This is a genomic window from Bacillus sp. FSL H8-0492, from assembly GCF_038006145.1.
Lineage (GTDB): Bacteria > Bacillota > Bacilli > Bacillales > Bacillaceae_G > Bacillus_A > Bacillus_A mycoides.
In genome coordinates this window covers 1642743-1660123 of sequence record NZ_JBBOUP010000001.1, presented here as the reverse complement: position 1 = coordinate 1660123, position 17381 = coordinate 1642743, and the positions used below count along the sequence as shown (strand labels likewise).

At 32.6% G+C, this 17381-nt stretch carries 16 protein-coding genes; all 16 read right to left on the bottom strand.

Annotated elements, in window-relative coordinates; genetic code table 11:
• Window positions 1-154: 154 nt before the first annotated feature.
• The 16 genes from MHH66_RS08460 to MHH66_RS08385 all read right to left on the bottom strand — a co-directional run bounded on the left by MHH66_RS08460 (window position 155) and on the right by MHH66_RS08385 (window position 17261).
• Window positions 155-1954, bottom strand: a complete 1800-nt coding sequence (locus tag MHH66_RS08460; RefSeq protein WP_078185598.1) for an ABC transporter ATP-binding protein — start codon at window positions 1952-1954, stop codon at window positions 155-157.
• Between the two features lie 11 nt (window positions 1955-1965).
• Entirely contained in the window at window positions 1966-3153 is a 1188-nt protein-coding gene (locus MHH66_RS08455) for a nucleotidyltransferase domain-containing protein (RefSeq protein WP_078185599.1), read from the bottom strand.
• 1 nt (window position 3154) lies between these two features.
• Window positions 3155-3628, bottom strand: a complete 474-nt coding sequence (locus MHH66_RS08450; RefSeq protein ID WP_061689952.1) for a lasso peptide biosynthesis B2 protein — start codon at window positions 3626-3628, stop codon at window positions 3155-3157.
• Window positions 3629-3664: 36 nt separating this feature from the next.
• Window positions 3665-3970, bottom strand: a complete 306-nt coding sequence (locus tag MHH66_RS08445) for a lasso peptide biosynthesis PqqD family chaperone (RefSeq protein ID WP_012261439.1) — start codon at window positions 3968-3970, stop codon at window positions 3665-3667.
• The gene (locus MHH66_RS08440) at window positions 3921-4898 is read right to left on the bottom strand and encodes an aldolase (protein ID WP_078185600.1); all 978 of its coding nucleotides are present in this window, start codon (window positions 4896-4898) and stop codon (window positions 3921-3923) included. The genes MHH66_RS08445 and MHH66_RS08440 overlap by 50 nt, the downstream gene beginning before the upstream one ends.
• A gap of 93 nt (window positions 4899-4991) precedes the next feature.
• Complete coding sequence (locus MHH66_RS08435) at window positions 4992-5117, bottom strand: paeninodin family lasso peptide (RefSeq protein ID WP_040963111.1); 126 nt, start codon at window positions 5115-5117, stop codon at window positions 4992-4994.
• Between the two features lie 14 nt (window positions 5118-5131).
• Window positions 5132-7069 (bottom strand): lasso peptide isopeptide bond-forming cyclase, encoded by a 1938-nt coding sequence (locus tag MHH66_RS08430; RefSeq protein ID WP_078185601.1) that lies wholly within the window; start codon window positions 7067-7069, stop codon window positions 5132-5134.
• A 282-nt stretch (window positions 7070-7351) separates the two neighbouring features.
• Complete coding sequence (locus MHH66_RS08425) at window positions 7352-8497, bottom strand: aminotransferase class I/II-fold pyridoxal phosphate-dependent enzyme (protein ID WP_078185602.1); 1146 nt, start codon at window positions 8495-8497, stop codon at window positions 7352-7354.
• Between the two features lie 16 nt (window positions 8498-8513).
• Window positions 8514-9146: an acetyltransferase gene (locus MHH66_RS08420; RefSeq protein ID WP_078185603.1), complete on the bottom strand. Its 633-nt coding sequence runs from the start codon at window positions 9144-9146 to the stop codon at window positions 8514-8516.
• Window positions 9143-9757, bottom strand: a complete 615-nt coding sequence (locus MHH66_RS08415) for a sugar transferase (protein ID WP_078185604.1) — start codon at window positions 9755-9757, stop codon at window positions 9143-9145. Before MHH66_RS08415 ends, MHH66_RS08420 begins: the two co-directional genes overlap by 4 nt.
• Before the next feature lie 70 nt (window positions 9758-9827).
• The gene (locus MHH66_RS08410; protein WP_078185605.1) at window positions 9828-10028 is read right to left on the bottom strand and encodes a hypothetical protein; all 201 of its coding nucleotides are present in this window, start codon (window positions 10026-10028) and stop codon (window positions 9828-9830) included.
• Entirely contained in the window at window positions 10003-12333 is a 2331-nt protein-coding gene (locus MHH66_RS08405; protein WP_078185606.1) for a right-handed parallel beta-helix repeat-containing protein, read from the bottom strand. The genes MHH66_RS08410 and MHH66_RS08405 overlap by 26 nt, the downstream gene beginning before the upstream one ends.
• Before the next feature lie 265 nt (window positions 12334-12598).
• Window positions 12599-14137 (bottom strand): lipopolysaccharide biosynthesis protein, encoded by a 1539-nt coding sequence (locus MHH66_RS08400; protein ID WP_098167673.1) that lies wholly within the window; start codon window positions 14135-14137, stop codon window positions 12599-12601.
• 52 nt (window positions 14138-14189) lie between these two features.
• The gene (locus MHH66_RS08395) at window positions 14190-15089 is read right to left on the bottom strand and encodes an SP_1767 family glycosyltransferase (RefSeq protein WP_078185563.1); all 900 of its coding nucleotides are present in this window, start codon (window positions 15087-15089) and stop codon (window positions 14190-14192) included.
• Complete coding sequence (locus MHH66_RS08390; protein WP_061689942.1) at window positions 15086-16060, bottom strand: glycosyltransferase family 2 protein; 975 nt, start codon at window positions 16058-16060, stop codon at window positions 15086-15088. Before MHH66_RS08390 ends, MHH66_RS08395 begins: the two co-directional genes overlap by 4 nt.
• Window positions 16061-16082: 22 nt before the next feature.
• Complete coding sequence (locus MHH66_RS08385; RefSeq protein WP_078185564.1) at window positions 16083-17261, bottom strand: glycosyltransferase; 1179 nt, start codon at window positions 17259-17261, stop codon at window positions 16083-16085.
• Window positions 17262-17381: the final 120 nt, after the last annotated feature.

The window sequence follows — 17381 nt, the reverse complement described above, 5'->3', positions numbered from 1 at the left end:
ATTATTTATTGCAAGGTACTGAATTATATTTATTCCCTAAATTTAGAAAACACAAATATAAAAGCCCGAATAAGACCTTTTGTAACTGACCATTATCCGGGCTATCATTCAACTTGAATTACAATAATACAAGATTTCATTCAATCTTTCTCCTCTATGAACCCACTTCCATTTGTGACCCTAATAAATTTCGAAATACACCTTTTCTCTCTTTAGCCAATTGATTAAATTCACCTTTTTGAACAATCTCACCTTTTCCTAAAACAATAACTTGATCTGCATTGCGGATCGTAGATAACCGATGCGCAATAACAACAATAGTCATCGTTCCTTTCAACCTTTCTATTGCTGATTGAATTTTCACTTCATTTTCAGTATCTAATGCACTCGTAGCTTCATCTAATACTAAAATGGATGGTTGTCTTAAAATAGCTCGAGCTAGTACAAGTCGTTGACGTTCACCACCTGAAAGTCTCACTCCACGATCTCCAATGAGAGTATCAAGCCCTTTTGGAAGCATTCGTACAAATTCAGCTGCCGCCGCAAAATCTAATGCAGTCCAAATTTGTTCTTCACTCGCATTCGGCTCAATCATCAATAAATTTTCTCTTATGCTTGCATTAAATAAAAAAGGATCTTGTGGCACATAACTAATAGCCCGTCTCAATGACAATAAATTTTCACTTGTAAGAGGAGTTCCATCTATTAATACTTGACCTTTCTCTGGCTGAATCAATCCCATTAAAACATCGATTAATGTGCTCTTCCCAGCTCCCGAATGTCCCACAATAGCCGTCATACTATTGATTGGTATTTTCACATTAATATTTTGAAGTGCATACAAATGCTCCTTCTTATTATATCGAAAATAAATACCCTTACATTCAATACCCTGCTCTATACAAATCAGCTTTATATGTTTTTGCTGATGTATATCCTGCATTTCAATTGCTTCATTACATTCCCCTTGTAAGTCCCATAATGACTTAAAAGCAGGAATGCTTGCAGCAAGCTGTTCTAAATTTGACTGAATTGTCATAAATCGTGGCCATAGTCTCGAAAAGATGAGTATGATTAATAGTAATTGGGTAGGTTGAGCTTTAAATATACTTACTGATAATAATATAAAAAATGCAATTAAAATAGCCATTGAAACTTTATAAAACAATTGAGAGTTCGACCTTATTCTCATATACTCCATTTGTTCATTACTCATCTTTTCTGTTATAGATTGTAACCAATCTATACGTGATGCTTCCAAAGTATTACTCTTTATATCTTTAATTCCATTAAAATGATCTGTTATACCAGAAAGATAGTCTTGTGCTAATTTCGAGGTCTTACCGCCTAGTATTCGTGCTTTTTTTATAAAAGCACGAGAAGCTACTAAGAATAATAAGCCAAAGACCAAAACAAATATAGTTATTTGGGGAGATAATAAAAACGCAAGCCCCACCTGTATGAATGTAAACAGAATAACAGCTAACAATTGTAAAATTAAATTAACCCCATAACTTACGCGAGCTAATTCTGTAGTTAATATATTTATTAGATTTGTTTTCCTTTTCTCTAAAAAAAAACTCCACTTCGCTTTTAGAATCATATTATATGTTTCTATTCTTAATTCTCGTACAAAAGCTTGTTGCGTTCTCGCATCCCTTAGTGTTATGTTTCGTTGTAATAGATTTTGCCCTAACACTATTAGTATATATATACCTAAAATAGAAATTAGGCTTGTTGTTTTAGGGAAATCCTGCAAAAATCTATAAACAGGTGCAATAAAAGCAGTCTCCTCGCCTATATTAATTATTCCAGCCATACTTATCATAGGAATTAATAAAATAATACCTATCCCTTCAAGTAAACTTATTAAAACCATACCAAACAAATTCACATACAGAATTTTCCCTGCAGAAGAATATAATTTCTTCATAAAATATATAATATGATTCATCGATGTTCCCCCTATGACAAAGCAAGCTTCTTTGTTTTCCTCCAAAGACATAGAAACGGACGTAAAGGAAAATATAAAAAATGAAGGAATTTAGGTAACGGCAATGTTTTTGCATCAATCGGATAAGGATAGAGTTGGCTCATAATAAATAAAATTTTTTGCTGATTAGACATCAGTGAAAATAAATGCCTACTATGATAAGCAAGTACTTCTTCAGGAACAGGATCGGTATGCAAGTTTATCATTTGCTTGAAATAAAACAGCGCTTCTTGCGCTAACTGCTTTGAATGTTTTTTAGTTACTAATTCCATCATTCTTTCATCTAGTCGTACACCTAGCAATTGAGATGCCAAAATTAACGCTTGTCCTCCTAAATGAAGCATTTGATATTTTCTCATTAATTTATGAATCTCACTCCAATTAAGATCTTGATCGACAATTTTTTTTATGTCTACTAACCAACGTAGCCTGGACCAACCATGTCTGGCACCATGAGATACAAGAAATAAAAATAAGTCTTCCTTCCCTAACATATATACCGAATTACTTGTAAGTGCACTTTTTCTCTTTCGCTTCCAAAGCTCTTCAAACCCAGGTTCCTTACCCGGTCCGGGATTTAATCTCCAATGAATTTCAAGTTTGATCCGCCTTGTTGGGTGGAAAAATGTTATATGGTGATGCCTCCATTTCCAATCACTTAATATCGTTTGAATATAATCATCTTTCACATACCCTTGCTCTAAAAGTAGTTTTTCTGCTTTTTCTAAATTTTGAATAGGGATGAGAACGTCCAAATCACAGGATGTTCGTAAAGAAAGATCTCCATATAAGTCCTGAGATAGTACAGGCCCTTTTAGAAAAATCGTACGAATCTCATTTTCATTACATAATTTATTTATTCTTTCCATTTCAGCACTTAAATAAAGCATTTGAAATGTATTTCTTTTATATTTTCTAGTCAAGGTTTGTACAATATGTGAAGGAATCAGCTCCTTGTCCACCTGTTTAAGTTTTTGATATATCACCGGATAAACGCGATGATGCACGGCTTGCTCAAGAAATACTTCCCAATCAATATCCGAAAACCATTCATTACTGTAAGTTTGCATTGTTTCGTCATCTTGTAACTTCAAAATTGCAAAAAGAAGTTTCAATTCCTTAGACATGAACTCTACATTAAGACCAAAATCTTTCTCCATTTTACTCTCCTTTAATAGTGTTCTCACTTAGCCTCTTTGCAAATGATCCAACGACAGTGAATTTCTCCATTCCTTCCGATCCAGTAACATAAAAAGAACCGCTCCGTAACCATGCATGCGCAATTAATTCACCATGACTATCCTTAGCAGTTCCTAAATAAAGAGTACTCTCAATGTGACGTTTTTCGAGCATTTTCATCCCAGCTATAGCTTTAACAAGGCATTGACTTTCCCAAAAAGTATAACGACTCATAATAGAAATAGCTTCAGACACCTTCTTTAGTGTATCCCCGTGTGGCTGAATTTGAGCAACTGATGTTTCGTTCATGTAATCCCCTAAAGAAGGTGCAACTTTGGAAAAGGTAATACTTTTTAATACACGTGCCCATCCTAAAAAAATAAAAGCCTCTAAAAATAAAAGCTTTGTTTCCATGTTCAGTGATAAAAATACCCTTAACCTTTTCACAATATTCATTAATCCCTTCCTAACAGTTCTCTTGAAATTGCGAATCTATCTATTAGATTGATCTTTTATTTGAATTAAACCTTCTTGAAATAAACGCTCTAAAAAGGAAAGAACTTGCTCTTCACAATCGCCCCGTTCAATGTTGTACTTTGACAACAATGTACTGACAAGTTCAGTAACCATAATTGGAGTTTTTATTAGTTCCCAAATTTCTCCTCCTGTTTCTCCCAAATTATAATATTTCCCTTTTTGAACATTTAGCATTACTTTTTCCCCATCCATATCACTCACAATATTCCCTTCACTTTGCACAATCTGACACTCTAGAGAAATTCTCTCTGTATACATCATCTATTACTCCTCCATGTATAGTTTTTAATATAATTGATACAAGTTCATGCGCTGTAAACCTATTATTTGGACGTTTCAAATGAAACATATCTACCTGGTTTATCACACTTGTAGAAGTAGTGAAATGCCACTCTGTCAATTTTAATTGCGTAATTAAAAACTTACGAAACGTGTGAAAAAACAATGTACGCAGTCGTTCAAGTCCTTCAATTCGAATCAATTCAACGTTCTCACCCTCTGTTTTCGTTAACTCAATAACACCAGCAAGAGGTAATGGTTCAGAGAAAAAATGAGATTGTACAGGCACAGCATACTTTGTTTCTCGCTCAAACAATGGATTATAACTTGCCGTTCCCATTCCAAAAGCATTCAAACTTTCCGCCCATAATTTTTGTTGCGGATAAGATGGAATCACAATTGGAGTCTTCTCTGACGAAACTGTCACAGCAATTACATCATCACTCAAAATTTTGTATCCTTTACTTAAAAAAGCCGCTGCAAGAGTTGATTTACCTGCTCCTGAATTACCTACAAAGGCATAAACCTTCCCATCAATATTTATTGCACTACCATGTAATGGTAATATTCCCCTTTGAATTAGTAAGGCACCCATACAAGTTCCAAGTATATAAAGACGGATCTTATCTTCACAAGCTTCCTTCATTGGTGAAACAAATATTTGCTTTCCTCCTTGTATAGAAAATATAGCAGTATCAGGAATACGAATCATAACTACGTTTTTATCAACTACAAAGTTTTGTTTTGCGCTAGCAAGTTCACTCCACTTCTCAGATAAATCAGTTAATCGAATTACAATTTCTACATTCTCTTCTTGTTCATTAATTTGAGGTAATTCCGGCAACTTCATTTCACTCAAAACTCTTAACCCAAAAACTTTATATACATTTTTATTTGTAGTTTCCATCAACTCTCTCACTCCAAATAGCTTTCAAAATTTTTATAAAAAACCCTTATACTTTTACTGTATAAGGGAATAACAATGTGCATCCTAATTGATAAATTAGCTATGGTGAATCGTTTCATCAACATCTGGTTGGGCAGCATCAGGTATTTTAATACCCGGTCCAGCCATTGTCATATTGATATCAAGCACTTCCAGTGTAGGCATTGTCCAATCCTTTTTCATGATGTCACCTCCCTTCAAATAATTTTTTTCATAAATCGATATACTATTAAACTACGCATTAAAATTCGAAAATCCAAACCAAATGCATATTCTGGATGGGGTTCTTCTTTAATCTTAGAAATCGCAGTTCTAATAACCCCTATATCCAAGAATTCTGAAATTATAGGATCCTTACTAAGCTGCTCAAGCTCTTCAATAAATTCACTCCATTGATGAGCCATACGGTAAACACCATCAGAACCTTGAACACCCCGAGTGCGCTGGTTCAATCTTACTTCATCAGGCAAGAAATTTTTCGTTGCTCTTCGAATTAGTGCCCGATCTAAACCATTTTGAACGTATTGCTCTTCTGGAACAGCTAAACAAAATTGAACAACCCGTAAATCATTCGTTGGATCGCGATCCCATAAAGAATAACGCAATGATAATTTGGATCCGTATGCACCAGTTATGCTCCAATAATATAACTGTTCAAATTGCCTTTTTTTTATTTCATATACATCTGTTATAGAGGTTCCTGTTATATCAACATCATGCTCTAGAAGTTTATCGAACACATTCATTCTATTTGCAAATTCTGGATTAATAAACCTCGGGAAAACAATTTGGTTTTTTGATGAAGATATTCGATTCAAAAACGGAAATGCCTTTTTTTTCACTACTGAAAATACTCGTGATTTCTTTACACCAATATTTCTACTATACGAATATAGTTCTTGCAAAAATCGACGTAAATTCATCTTTTTCAAAAGCATAGCTTGATAGTCCACAGCCGGGCCCCATGACACCGTCCAGTTGCCTCTCTGTCCGTTTAAGAGTACTCCAATTCCTTGTAACCGTGCCTCCTCATAGATTCCCCTAAGCCAAAAAGTATTCTCGAAGAATTTATACGGCATCTCTAGAATTTCAAGCCACTCATCTATTTCTGATAGAGGACTTCTTCCTTCAAAATCCAAATAATGCTCCTTAATATTTCCTACATGCTGTACAGTCGATTGAATAAAAGGTCTTTCATCAGCTACTCTACTTCTATGCGTCCAATCTACAAAACCCTTTACTGGGACATAACTATATGTATGTAGACGTTTATTTGCTGCTCTTAAATCCCGTGCAGCAAAGCTAGCTACAGAACCAGAATCAAGTCCTCCACTCAAATGAGCCCCTACTTGATGATGAGTACGTAAACGTGATCTTATCGCATTTTGATACACTTCTAAAAACGCTTCTTCATACTCTTCGTTTGATTTGAGTTGAAGCCTTTCTCCAACGATTGGTGTATTGTATCTCGATAACTTCACTTTCCCATTTCTCACAATAACAGAATGGGAAGGTGGGATTTGCTCAATAGTTTTATATACCGTTGAAGAAGCATCTATCGATTCAAAATTCACCGGGATGGCTAAAAATTCAGCAAGCCACTGCTCATTCAATTTTTTCTCAACATATGGTAGAGTAAATAACGGGTTTATATTAGTGCAAAAAGCAAACTTTTCCTCACCACGATAAAAATAAAGGGTTCGGCTTCCCGAAAAATCTCTGGCTCCAAAAAGGGTTTGTTTTTTCTCATCCCAAATCATAAAGGCAAAATCGCCTACCAAATATTTTGGAGCTGCTTCCCCCCATTTCTGATAAGAGAGTAAAATCAACTCACTATCTGTCATGTTTTTTCTATCTGCATAATCCACTTGTAATTTTTCAAATAACTCATTACGATTATCAATAATAGCATCTGCTGTAATTGCCAGTTGCTTTTCGTAATTATAAAAGGGTAGTTGTTCACCAACAGATTCTGGTGTAATCCACTGTGCGTGACATCCCAGAAAGGCATTTTCTTTATGCCATATTTGAATATCATCAGCAGGGTACTTTTGTAAGTCACTCATTAACTGTGTGCCATGCTGAATCGATATAGTTTCTTCATTAAAATGAATAATACCTGTTATAGCACTCATTTTCCCCACCCCATATACAACAAGTTACCGCAAAGGTTCTTTTTTTATTTAACGCAACTTTTCTCCCTTGATTTAATTCTTTTTAAAGAACAAAAATATACATTTCAACTCCCAATCAATCACACATCCTAATCCACTTATAAACCTAGGTATAGATACATCTAAATTATCATTATATTACTTTCACGTCAATACAATAATGGAAATATACACCAAATTAACAACGTAAACATTCATTATAATGAACATTAATCCACTTGTTTCTCTGTGAATTATTCCCTGTTATATAATATTTATAATAGCCTCAATAACTCTCCGTTGATCCTCATCCATCATATTAGAACCCGAAGGAAGACAAATCCCCTTTTCAAATAATCTTTTAGATACATCATTATCTTTCTGATGAGAATAATACTTACTTTCTTTAAAAAGTGGCTGCATATGTAGTGGCTTCCAAGTAGGACGTGCTTCAATATTCTCTTCTGCTAAGGTTTTCAATAATTTTTCAATAGAGATACCAGATTCCTTTTCATCAATCATCATAGTTGTAAGCCAACGATTCGAGCGAGTATTTTCTAATTCCGGCATAAAACAAAATCCAGGTATGTGAGATAATTCTTCATAATACCGATTAAATATACACCTTCTAGTCCTCACTCTATCTTCTAACACTTCTAATTGCCCTCTCCCGACACCAGCTAATATATTACTCATTCTATAATTGTAACCTATCTCACTATGCTCATAATGTAGTGCTGGATCCTTTGCTTGCGTCGCTAAAAATTTTGCTTTCACTAATGCTTCCGCATCATCTGATATAAGCATTCCACCACCTGAAGTTGTAATGATTTTATTTCCATTAAATGAATAAACCCCAAACCTCCCGAAAGTACCGCTCGCTTTTCCTTTATATGTAGAACCTAGAGATTCTGCTGCATCCTCGATTATAGGAACATCATATTGATTACAAAGCGAAAGAATTTCATCTAACTTAGCACTCTGACCATATAAATGAACAAGAATGACAGCTTTCGGTAATTTCCCTGCTTTATTAGCATCATATAATGCAAGCGCTAGCGCTTGCGGTGACATATTCCATGTTTCTGGTTCCGAGTCAATAAACACCGGTTCAGCTCCCAAATAAACAATCGGATTCGCACTCGCTACAAAAGTAAAACTTGAACAAAACACTGTATCTCCCTTTTTAACATCTAATAGTCTCAAAGCCAAATGAATAGCAGCCGTACCTGAACTAACTGCAGCCCCACCTTTCACTCCTACAAAAGATGCAAGTTCTCTTTCGAATTCATCTACATTTGGGCCAAGAGGGGCAATCCAGTTTGTATCAAATGCATTTTGAATATATTTTTGTTCATTTCCACTCATGTGCGGTGAGGAAAGGTATATTTTCTCCTTATTTTTTATCATTATTCTTCATCCCCTCTTAATTTACTACATTAATAACCTTCGCTGGAATGCCAACAGCAGTACAATTAGATGGAAAGTCATTTATTACAACAGAGCCCGCCCCAACAATAGACCAACTCCCAATTTTAACACCTGGAATTATAGTAGCTGATGCTCCTATATGTGCCCCCTCTTCTATTGTGATAGAACCTGTAAGTGTAGCATGTGGTGAAATGTGAACAAAATCATCAATTATATTATCATGTTCTATTATTGAGCCCGTATTTATTATCGTATGGTTACCAATGATAGTATCAGCATTAACAACCACATTCGGCATAATTACCGTTCCGTTCCCTATATGCGCATGAGGACTTATAATTGCTGTTTTATGAATTAATGTAGCATATATGCCGACCGGTTGATTTAATATTCTGGAAATTATCTTTCTCATTTTGTTATTCCCTATAGCAATAACAAGCTTTATATCATTAAAATTGTTGATAATTTCCCGTGCATCTTCAATTCCCCCAAAATAAAGGTTATCAATAATAGTTATACCTGTATATAAATCATCTAAATAACCGACTATCTCGTATCCTTCATTTGATAAGATGATGTCCTTCACAACCTTACTATGACCACCACACCCAATTATCAAAATTTTCATTTCCCCTCCCCCTTTATCTCTATTTTCTCTCCAGTAAATCGCCCCATTGTTACATGCCCAACATGATTTATCCCTTCTGTTTTAAATACTTTTGTTATTGTAAGTACAATTATTTTCAAATCTAATAAAAAAGAACGATTCTCTACATACCATACATCTAATTCAAACTTTTCTTCCCAAGTAATCGAATTCCTCCCATTTATTTGTGCCCATCCCGTAATTCCTGGTTTTACATCATGTCTTTTAGCCTGTTTACTAGAATATAAGGGTAAGTATTCCATCAATAATGGGCGTGGGCCTACTAAACTTAAATCACCTCTTACAACATTCATAAGCTGGGGTAACTCATCTAGACTATATTTTCTAAGGATTTCCCCAAAAGTAGTCAGCCTATCTTGATCTGAAAGTAATTCCCCATTACTATCCCTCTTATCCAACATAGTTCGAAACTTATAAAGATTAAACGGTTGTCCATGTAGTCCCGGGCGCTGTTGTTTAAATAATACAGGGGACCCTAATTTCAGCTTAACTAAGATTGCTACTACAAGAATAGGAAGCAAACATACAAATAATAACAATAAAGAAATACATACATCAAAAATTCTTTTCATGTACTATCCCCCTTACTTATTTACGTTTAATACCCCTAACACGAAGGACCATTTAAAACTTTATATGCAATTAAACAAAACAAGAGGCAACTAAAGTTAGTTGCCTCTTGTTTTGTTTAATTACGTCATCTATCATTACTTCTATCTCATCAAATAGTTTAAACATAGCTAGCCTAAGTGAATATTTCCATGCGCTATCACTACTTACTTGCAAAAGATCTGTTACTCCATTAGTCCCTATAACTTTACACGTACGGATCAAAGACGCCATTAATATAATTATCCTTTTTTATATGTTCATCCCTTAACTTTATAACTACTGTGTCCACAATATTATCTTTAAAAATCAAAGTGATTGAGGATGAAATCTGAATTGCATTCAAGCCTATCATACTTTTATTTGACCTAAATATATTATTTTCTATTAACATAAACTCACTCGTAAATGTTTCATTCCAAAAATTAATTATACTGTCTGTCGATTCCGAATTAAGGTATTCAAATGCATTATTATTAAATTCTATTCTTCCCCCAATGTCCCATAAAAAAAATGCTGAGCCCCATCTTCCCCCTCTAAAATTACTATTTTTCACTTTTAGCATTGCTATCCTTTGAGAGGACTCAACAGTAAACAGATTATAAGCATCCCAACTAAATGAACATCCATTAAATTCATATTCTGCTTGAGGAGTGTTTGTAACAAATGATATTGTACCACTGTTCTCAAATTTACATCCCGTATATACTCCTGGTGGTAAATTCATAATGATTCCTTGCGGGTGTTTCGTATCTATAAAAGAAATATTATTTAATCTCCATCCATTTTTCATACCAGGTGATACGCCTGTCAAACTTGTACCCTCTACAGCCCCTCCTTTAATAACACAATCTGATATAGTTTGCGGTTCTGCTGAGAAACCAATTATTGCACCCAATTGTGAAAAAGTATGAAATAAATCTCGATCACTAAAAAATTCACATTGGTTGACTTGAATACAATATGCTTTATCTCTTCCCATTAACAATGCGCTATTATGGAAAGTACAGTTACCAATAAGCGCTTCTTTATCTCCTTGATCTATCGTGACTCGAGTAGCATACATTTGATTATTTGTAAAAGTTACTTCTCCGCTTAAAACACAACTAACTTCCCTTAAGTGATTATTGCTTATAATCACTTTCTCTACATTTTCGCCTACTACTAATGAATTATTAGCTAATTTATTTTGAATGATATTAATATATCTACCACCGACTACAACAACGTTATATCCCTGATTATCATATATGTTATTACGCTCAATGTTTATATATTGATTTAATCGATATCCATCTTCAATATCTATTGCTCCCTGAGGTGCTGTACCTTTCATTTTGTAAATTTCACAATCTCTAATATAAATTTGTTTCGCTCCAGATACGCTTACCCCAAGCCTTCTACAATCATGTATTTTACATTTCTCAATAAATACATTTTTAGAGAATTCCGGAATTCTAACAGTTATTTTACAACCGTTTTCTGTAGGTACTGCACCTTGGTGAAGAACTATTTTCGCATAATCTGCTTCTTCTGGAACACTCACTTCTTCAAAAAACTTCACTCTCTTAGCAGCCGTTACAAAAGTATTATCAGCCCTATAAAATAACACATCATATAATTCTGTGTATATTTCTGAACCAGTTCCACCATAGCCATCTCCATACAAACCGAAATATCCCCATTTTATAATGCTACTATGATGTAAATCTATTTTTAAATTGGATCTAATTTTATTATCATCTACTATTAGGGCACCATTGACATCACTAATCCCACCCACTTCAAATGTACCAGCAAAATCATATTCTCCAATTTGTCCCCATGTACTTTCCATTGCTATACCATCGCCAGTACAATTTAAAATTTCCATATTATCTATTGAAATATAATTCATATTACTCCCCTCAGCAGGAGTCGTATTTCCAACTTCAATTCCATACCCCCATTCATGAGTATGAGGAATCGTTGTATAATCGTGTGTATTTTTATCCCCTTCAATCCTTCCATTTGTAACTCGAGAAAATTTTTGATTTCTTTGATATCGTACGATTGCATATTTAACTAATCCATTACTTCTTATTTTTAAAGTTGATCCACCTAAGTTTAAAGTCATAAAGCTTTGTGGCTCAATTGGTGTATTTTCATCAATTAAATATGTCCCCAGGGGTAACACAACTTCTATAAATCCTTGTTGGGATGCCCATAATAATGCATTATTAATCCCTTTAGAAGTATTATCAGCGTCCGTTCCATCATTTTTAACATTCCATCTCTCTAACTCAAGAAAATATGTGCCTGAAACCACATTAGCAGATTCTGTTTCTCCAACCAGTGATTTTCTGGACTTAAAACCTCCAAATGTATTGCTTTTAAGTTTACTTACTAACCTCTCAAATGTATTCTCTGTTGATACTTTTACATTCCCTTTTTTCGTTCCAATAAATAACTCACTAGTATCTATACAAAAACAAAATTCTCCCTCACTTAACACAGGAAGATTACTTTTTAAAACACATGTCACCTGAAATTTTGCCATGATTTATATATAACCTCCAACTAAGATGCAAGCTGAATTTCACCAGAAAATTCAAACTTATATCAGTAGATTGGGATAAATATTTTATATTCTGCTTACATACGTATCCCTTTAATAGAATACTATGCATTATATAAATACTATGTTAGGGCTAATGATTCATGTTTTCTAATTAAAATCAGGTTTCATTTCATACTAACCGGTTTCAACAATATTATACTTCCTTATTAATTCAAATCAGTATAATGTCCATACTTTTTTATACCTAAATAACGTTTTGTTTCTTTTTAATTTGTAAAAACATCGTACTAAAGATGTTCCTTATATATTTAAATTCTGTACTTTTATAAAAAACTAAAACGTATATTACATTTGGTACTAATAAGCAAATTACACCTTTTCCGACTAACGAAATAAAAGTACTTCCTTCTATAAAATAATTACATATACTCGTAGTAATGAAACCTGTAACTATGGTTAAAAATATATATAATACATATGTTGTAAAATAATTCAAAACCGATTTCTTAAAAAGATTTTTATATACAATATAAGGCTGAATCCACAGTACAGTAGCAATTGTACTTATCGCCGTGCCTATGAATATACCTACCAATCCAAAAATTTTAACTAATACAATGGATAAACTTAAATTGATTAGCGCTTCAACTAACGGAATATACTTATCTTGTACAAATAATCCCGCTTTATTTTTAAAAATGGCTATCGCCGTCCGCATACCTGTCAAATAAAAGTTTATTAATATCACTACAAAAACTATGTTATTTAATAAATACTTCTTATCAAGCCACCACCCTATAAACGGCTCTAAAAGGTTATATAAAAATATGGTACAAAAAGAGAATATCCAAAAATTCACTAGATAAGTCACTTTAAATATAGAATAATTTTTATCATTATTCTCAGTAGCAATTAAATTCCCCACACTCGCTTCAATACCATTTAATATAGGACTTACTAGTGCTGATAATTGATTTATTATCATTGTGTAGTTAGAATATATCCCGACCATAGCAAGACCTATAAAAGAAGAAATCAATATATTATCCGTGCCAAATACAATATATCCTCCAATATTATGCAAAAACATCGCCTTTACATTTATAATTAAATTTTCTTTCGTATCTTTATCTATAGAATACTTCTTTTTTGTGTTTATATAAGGATAGTTCTTATTCACAATCCTACCGTTTACCACATTTTGAACTGTATATATGCTCAATTCTATAATTAAATACAATACATAATTTTGCGTATAAAGAAGTATGAATATTTTGAATATAGTAGTTAGCACTTGGAATACGAGATCCACCCTAGCTAATATATATCCCCTTTGATCCGCATTTATTAAAGACCTCTTATGAGCATTTAAATATGTGACTACATTTTTTGCTACAAATATTGAATAGATTATCGCGACATTTGATATAGCCCCCCCATCTTTCATTAAATAGCTTAAAAACGGATATATCATCGCACTTATCACTAGAATAATTATTGCCAAAATCTGATAGATTTTTTTATATAATTGAACAAGGGCTATAACTTTATGCTGATTATTTTCTGCCAAGGGTTTGTACAAATTGTATACTATACTTGCTCCTATACCAGCCTCAATTAACGCTAACATGGATAAAACATTAATTAATAAACCATCTATTCCTAAATACTCTATTCCTAAACTATCTAAAAAAACTTTCCTCGATATAAATCCTAGAATAACAATAACTATTTGAGAAAATATACTTATTGATATGTTCTTGATTGAATGCATCGTTCGCATGATTAATTCCCTTCATTAACTATATCTATTCAAAAAGTTTGAAATAATAAAATTATATTACCCTGGCAATAATTTCACTCTCATACTTTAAGTCACTAATTGCATTCACATTAGTTCCATTATCTACTTCACCAATATACTTATTTTTTACAGGCTGTTTTTCTGTTGCTTTCTTCAAAAACCATTCATACTCTACATCGATATGACCAATATCTAAAGTTTGATATCCATAAGAAGATAAATCATACGCTAATACCGTAGCTGTTGGACCTAGTGCAATTAATATTAATTTAGATTTTTTTTGGTTCTTTGCTATCTCTAAAATTTCTCTATACTTCGCAAAAGCATTTTTCGATGGGCATATTATCCTATCAATTGTTTTAACATTTTTAAAAAGATCGTTTCCTACCCCTAATCTACTTTGCACCCCTTCAATAACAATTACTTCTCTATCATCCCAAACATCTTTTATTTTATCAAAGCGAATTCCAGCCATACTCTTATCTTGATGGTCTATATATAACCTTGTAACTAATGCATCATAATATTCTTTATTCATACTTATACTCTTATAAATTCTGCTACGATTTAACTCTAAATATCTTTTCCAATATACTCTTGATTTTTCAGTGCACCAATTTAAATCTTTAAAAACATTCGGAATACAAACTAAATGCCCCACCTTATTACTCTTAATAATTTCATCCAGTCTATCCTTTAATTCATTTGAATACGGCTGAAAGATTAAACTTTCTCCATTTATAAGAGCGAATTCACCATCACCAAATCTACTTACTGAACAATTATTACCTATAATATAGTCAAGCGTTTCATCAAGAGTTTTCACTGTTGGAGGCTGCCTTTTCACTGTAATCATCCTGTTATATTGAATGGTTACCTTATTCTTCGTTCCAATATATAAATAATATAACTTTAACAATGACTTCTTCATACCTGCCCCCTTTTTGCAAAATTGTTTATTAAAAATTTATACAATAATGGATGCAGCTTAGTCGCAAACAATAAGAACTTTACACTTTTCCCATACTCTTTTAAACTCATCGTTTTATAAAAATAATTATTCAATATACCAATAACCTTATAATATTTAACCTTATGTTCATTAAACCTTCCGCTCATTGATATTAAATTTAAAACTACCATCGAACAATTTCCTAGTTTTAATATAACTAAGCTATATAACTCCTTATAATATCGCTCCATAAATTTACACATTTCATCATAAATTAAGACTGAGTCAATTTTAAGCTCTTTTACAGCCCGATCCATCATGCTATTATCACGCTTTATATAATGATATTTAGGTTCTCCTATGAAACATACTTTTTTACACTTATGAATAACTTTATACGTAAATGCTGTATCTTCATATGACATACCTACTGGAAATTTAATATCCTCCAATAAATTTCTTTTAAATAGTTTAGTCCAAACGACTTCATCATACAATTTCCCTTCTAACATCGTCTTCATTGCAGTATTTCTATCGTGAATAATAAATGGATGGTTACTTGAAGTTACAATTCTATTACTGTAATGGATTTGACTACTACAAATAGCTATATCACATCCTTGTTCAACACACATACCATATAATAATTCATACATATCTGGTTCTATCCAATCATCACTATCCACAAACCCTATATAATCCCCCTTTGCATTTTCTAATCCGGCATTTCTCGCAGAAGATAATCCACCGTTCTCTTTATGAATTACTTTAATCCGCATATCTTTATCTGCATATCTATCACATATTTCTCCGCAAGTATCAGGAGAACCGTCATCAACAAGTATTAATTCGAAATCTTCAAACGTTTGCACCAATATAGAATCAATACATTTATGAATGTATCGTTCAACCTTGTATACCGGTACTATAATACTAATTTTAGGATTCATAATTGACTCCCTTCATTTAAATTCATCCAAAAACTCTATCAATATTTTCTATATTATTTAATTCTTCTGTCAACAAATTCGTCGTTATTTTTTCACATATTATCTTTTGATCTAAAAGATACTTAATTTTGTTATACAAATCTTCCTCATTCCATTCGACGATAAAACCATTATGCCCATTTTTTATTTGTTCATATGCTCCAGTAAAATTAGTTGTTACAATAGGTTTTTTTAAACATTTTGCCTCAGCTAAGGTGAGACAATATCCTTCATGTCTAGAAGTTTGAACATATATATCTGATTGATTTACATATGGATACGGATTTTTTGCTGATCCTAATAATAGAAAATCCTGTTTCAAATTATACTTACCTATTAACGTCTCATAATACGCTCTATTTTCCCCTTCCCCGATACAGTACCACCTTACATCGTATCCGTCTTTACGTAACATTGATAAAACTTTAATTGCAAGGTCTTGACCTTTTTCTTTTGAAAGTCTACCTACTGTTACTATCTTCATACCTTTATATCCATTATCAAATTCTATTTTTTCTTTTGCCATTTCGTTTATTAAATCCGGAAGTACAATATTAAAAAAGACACTTGTCTTATTTTTAACTATAGGAAACTTCTCTATTAAATGTTTTTGCGCTTCTTTAGAAACTACAAATATATTATCTAGCTCATCGTATAATTTTTCATATAATTTGGTATTAATTTGATGTTGAAAAACATCAAAATGTACCCAAGAAATCTTCTTTTCTGAAGCTACTTTATTTACTACATAATAATCAATTATGTCTGTAGGTCCTTGATATGCTATTGCAATATTATATTTATTCTTATTATGTGGAATGTCTTTAAAAATCTCTTTATAGAAAACATATCTATCCTTTAATTTTTTAGATACCATATAAGATAGTAAAAAATTTAAAGCCTTAATATATCTTTTATTTTTAAAGTACTCTTTAATCGTTTTCTTTGGTGGTTGCATAATTTTAGGTTTTATACTTTCAAACCAAACTGCTTCTTCTATCTTTACCCAGCTTGGTAATTGTTTTAAAAATCCCCCTTTCTTCTCCAACATCAATACCGTAACGTCATATTTGTCTTTTGGTAAAACAGATAACAAAGAAAGTAGTGATTTTTCTACCCCACCTATATTCATACTACTTATCATAAATAGCACTCTCTTCATAACTATCTCCTTCTACCATCAAAATGTTTTATAGCAAAATTAAAAACATCCTCACCAAGATGTTTTCGCACGCAATACAATTCATAACGACTAACGTTCCATATTCTTAAAATATTATAA

Coding starts and splice junctions, on each gene's coding strand:
- MHH66_RS08420 (WP_078185603.1), bottom strand. CDS start 9,146: ATGAAAATTTTGATAATTGGGTGTGGTGGTCATAGTAAGGTTGTGAAG.
- MHH66_RS08425 (WP_078185602.1), bottom strand. CDS start 8,497: ATGATAAAAAATAAGGAGAAAATATACCTTTCCTCACCGCACATGAGT.
- MHH66_RS08405 (WP_078185606.1), bottom strand. CDS start 12,333: ATGGCAAAATTTCAGGTGACATGTGTTTTAAAAAGTAATCTTCCTGTG.
- MHH66_RS08445 (WP_012261439.1), bottom strand. CDS start 3,970: ATGATGTATACAGAGAGAATTTCTCTAGAGTGTCAGATTGTGCAAAGT.
- MHH66_RS08410 (WP_078185605.1), bottom strand. CDS start 10,028: ATGGCGTCTTTGATCCGTACGTGTAAAGTTATAGGGACTAATGGAGTA.
- MHH66_RS08390 (WP_061689942.1), bottom strand. CDS start 16,060: ATGAATCCTAAAATTAGTATTATAGTACCGGTATACAAGGTTGAACGA.
- MHH66_RS08450 (WP_061689952.1), bottom strand. CDS start 3,628: ATGAATATTGTGAAAAGGTTAAGGGTATTTTTATCACTGAACATGGAA.
- MHH66_RS08460 (WP_078185598.1), bottom strand. CDS start 1,954: ATGAATCATATTATATATTTTATGAAGAAATTATATTCTTCTGCAGGG.
- MHH66_RS08455 (WP_078185599.1), bottom strand. CDS start 3,153: ATGGAGAAAGATTTTGGTCTTAATGTAGAGTTCATGTCTAAGGAATTG.
- MHH66_RS08415 (WP_078185604.1), bottom strand. CDS start 9,757: ATGAAAAGAATTTTTGATGTATGTATTTCTTTATTGTTATTATTTGTA.
- MHH66_RS08385 (WP_078185564.1), bottom strand. CDS start 17,261: ATGAAGAGAGTGCTATTTATGATAAGTAGTATGAATATAGGTGGGGTA.
- MHH66_RS08430 (WP_078185601.1), bottom strand. CDS start 7,069: ATGAGTGCTATAACAGGTATTATTCATTTTAATGAAGAAACTATATCG.
- MHH66_RS08395 (WP_078185563.1), bottom strand. CDS start 15,089: ATGAAGAAGTCATTGTTAAAGTTATATTATTTATATATTGGAACGAAG.
- MHH66_RS08435 (WP_040963111.1), bottom strand. CDS start 5,117: ATGAAAAAGGATTGGACAATGCCTACACTGGAAGTGCTTGATATCAAT.
- MHH66_RS08400 (WP_098167673.1), bottom strand. CDS start 14,137: ATGCGAACGATGCATTCAATCAAGAACATATCAATAAGTATATTTTCT.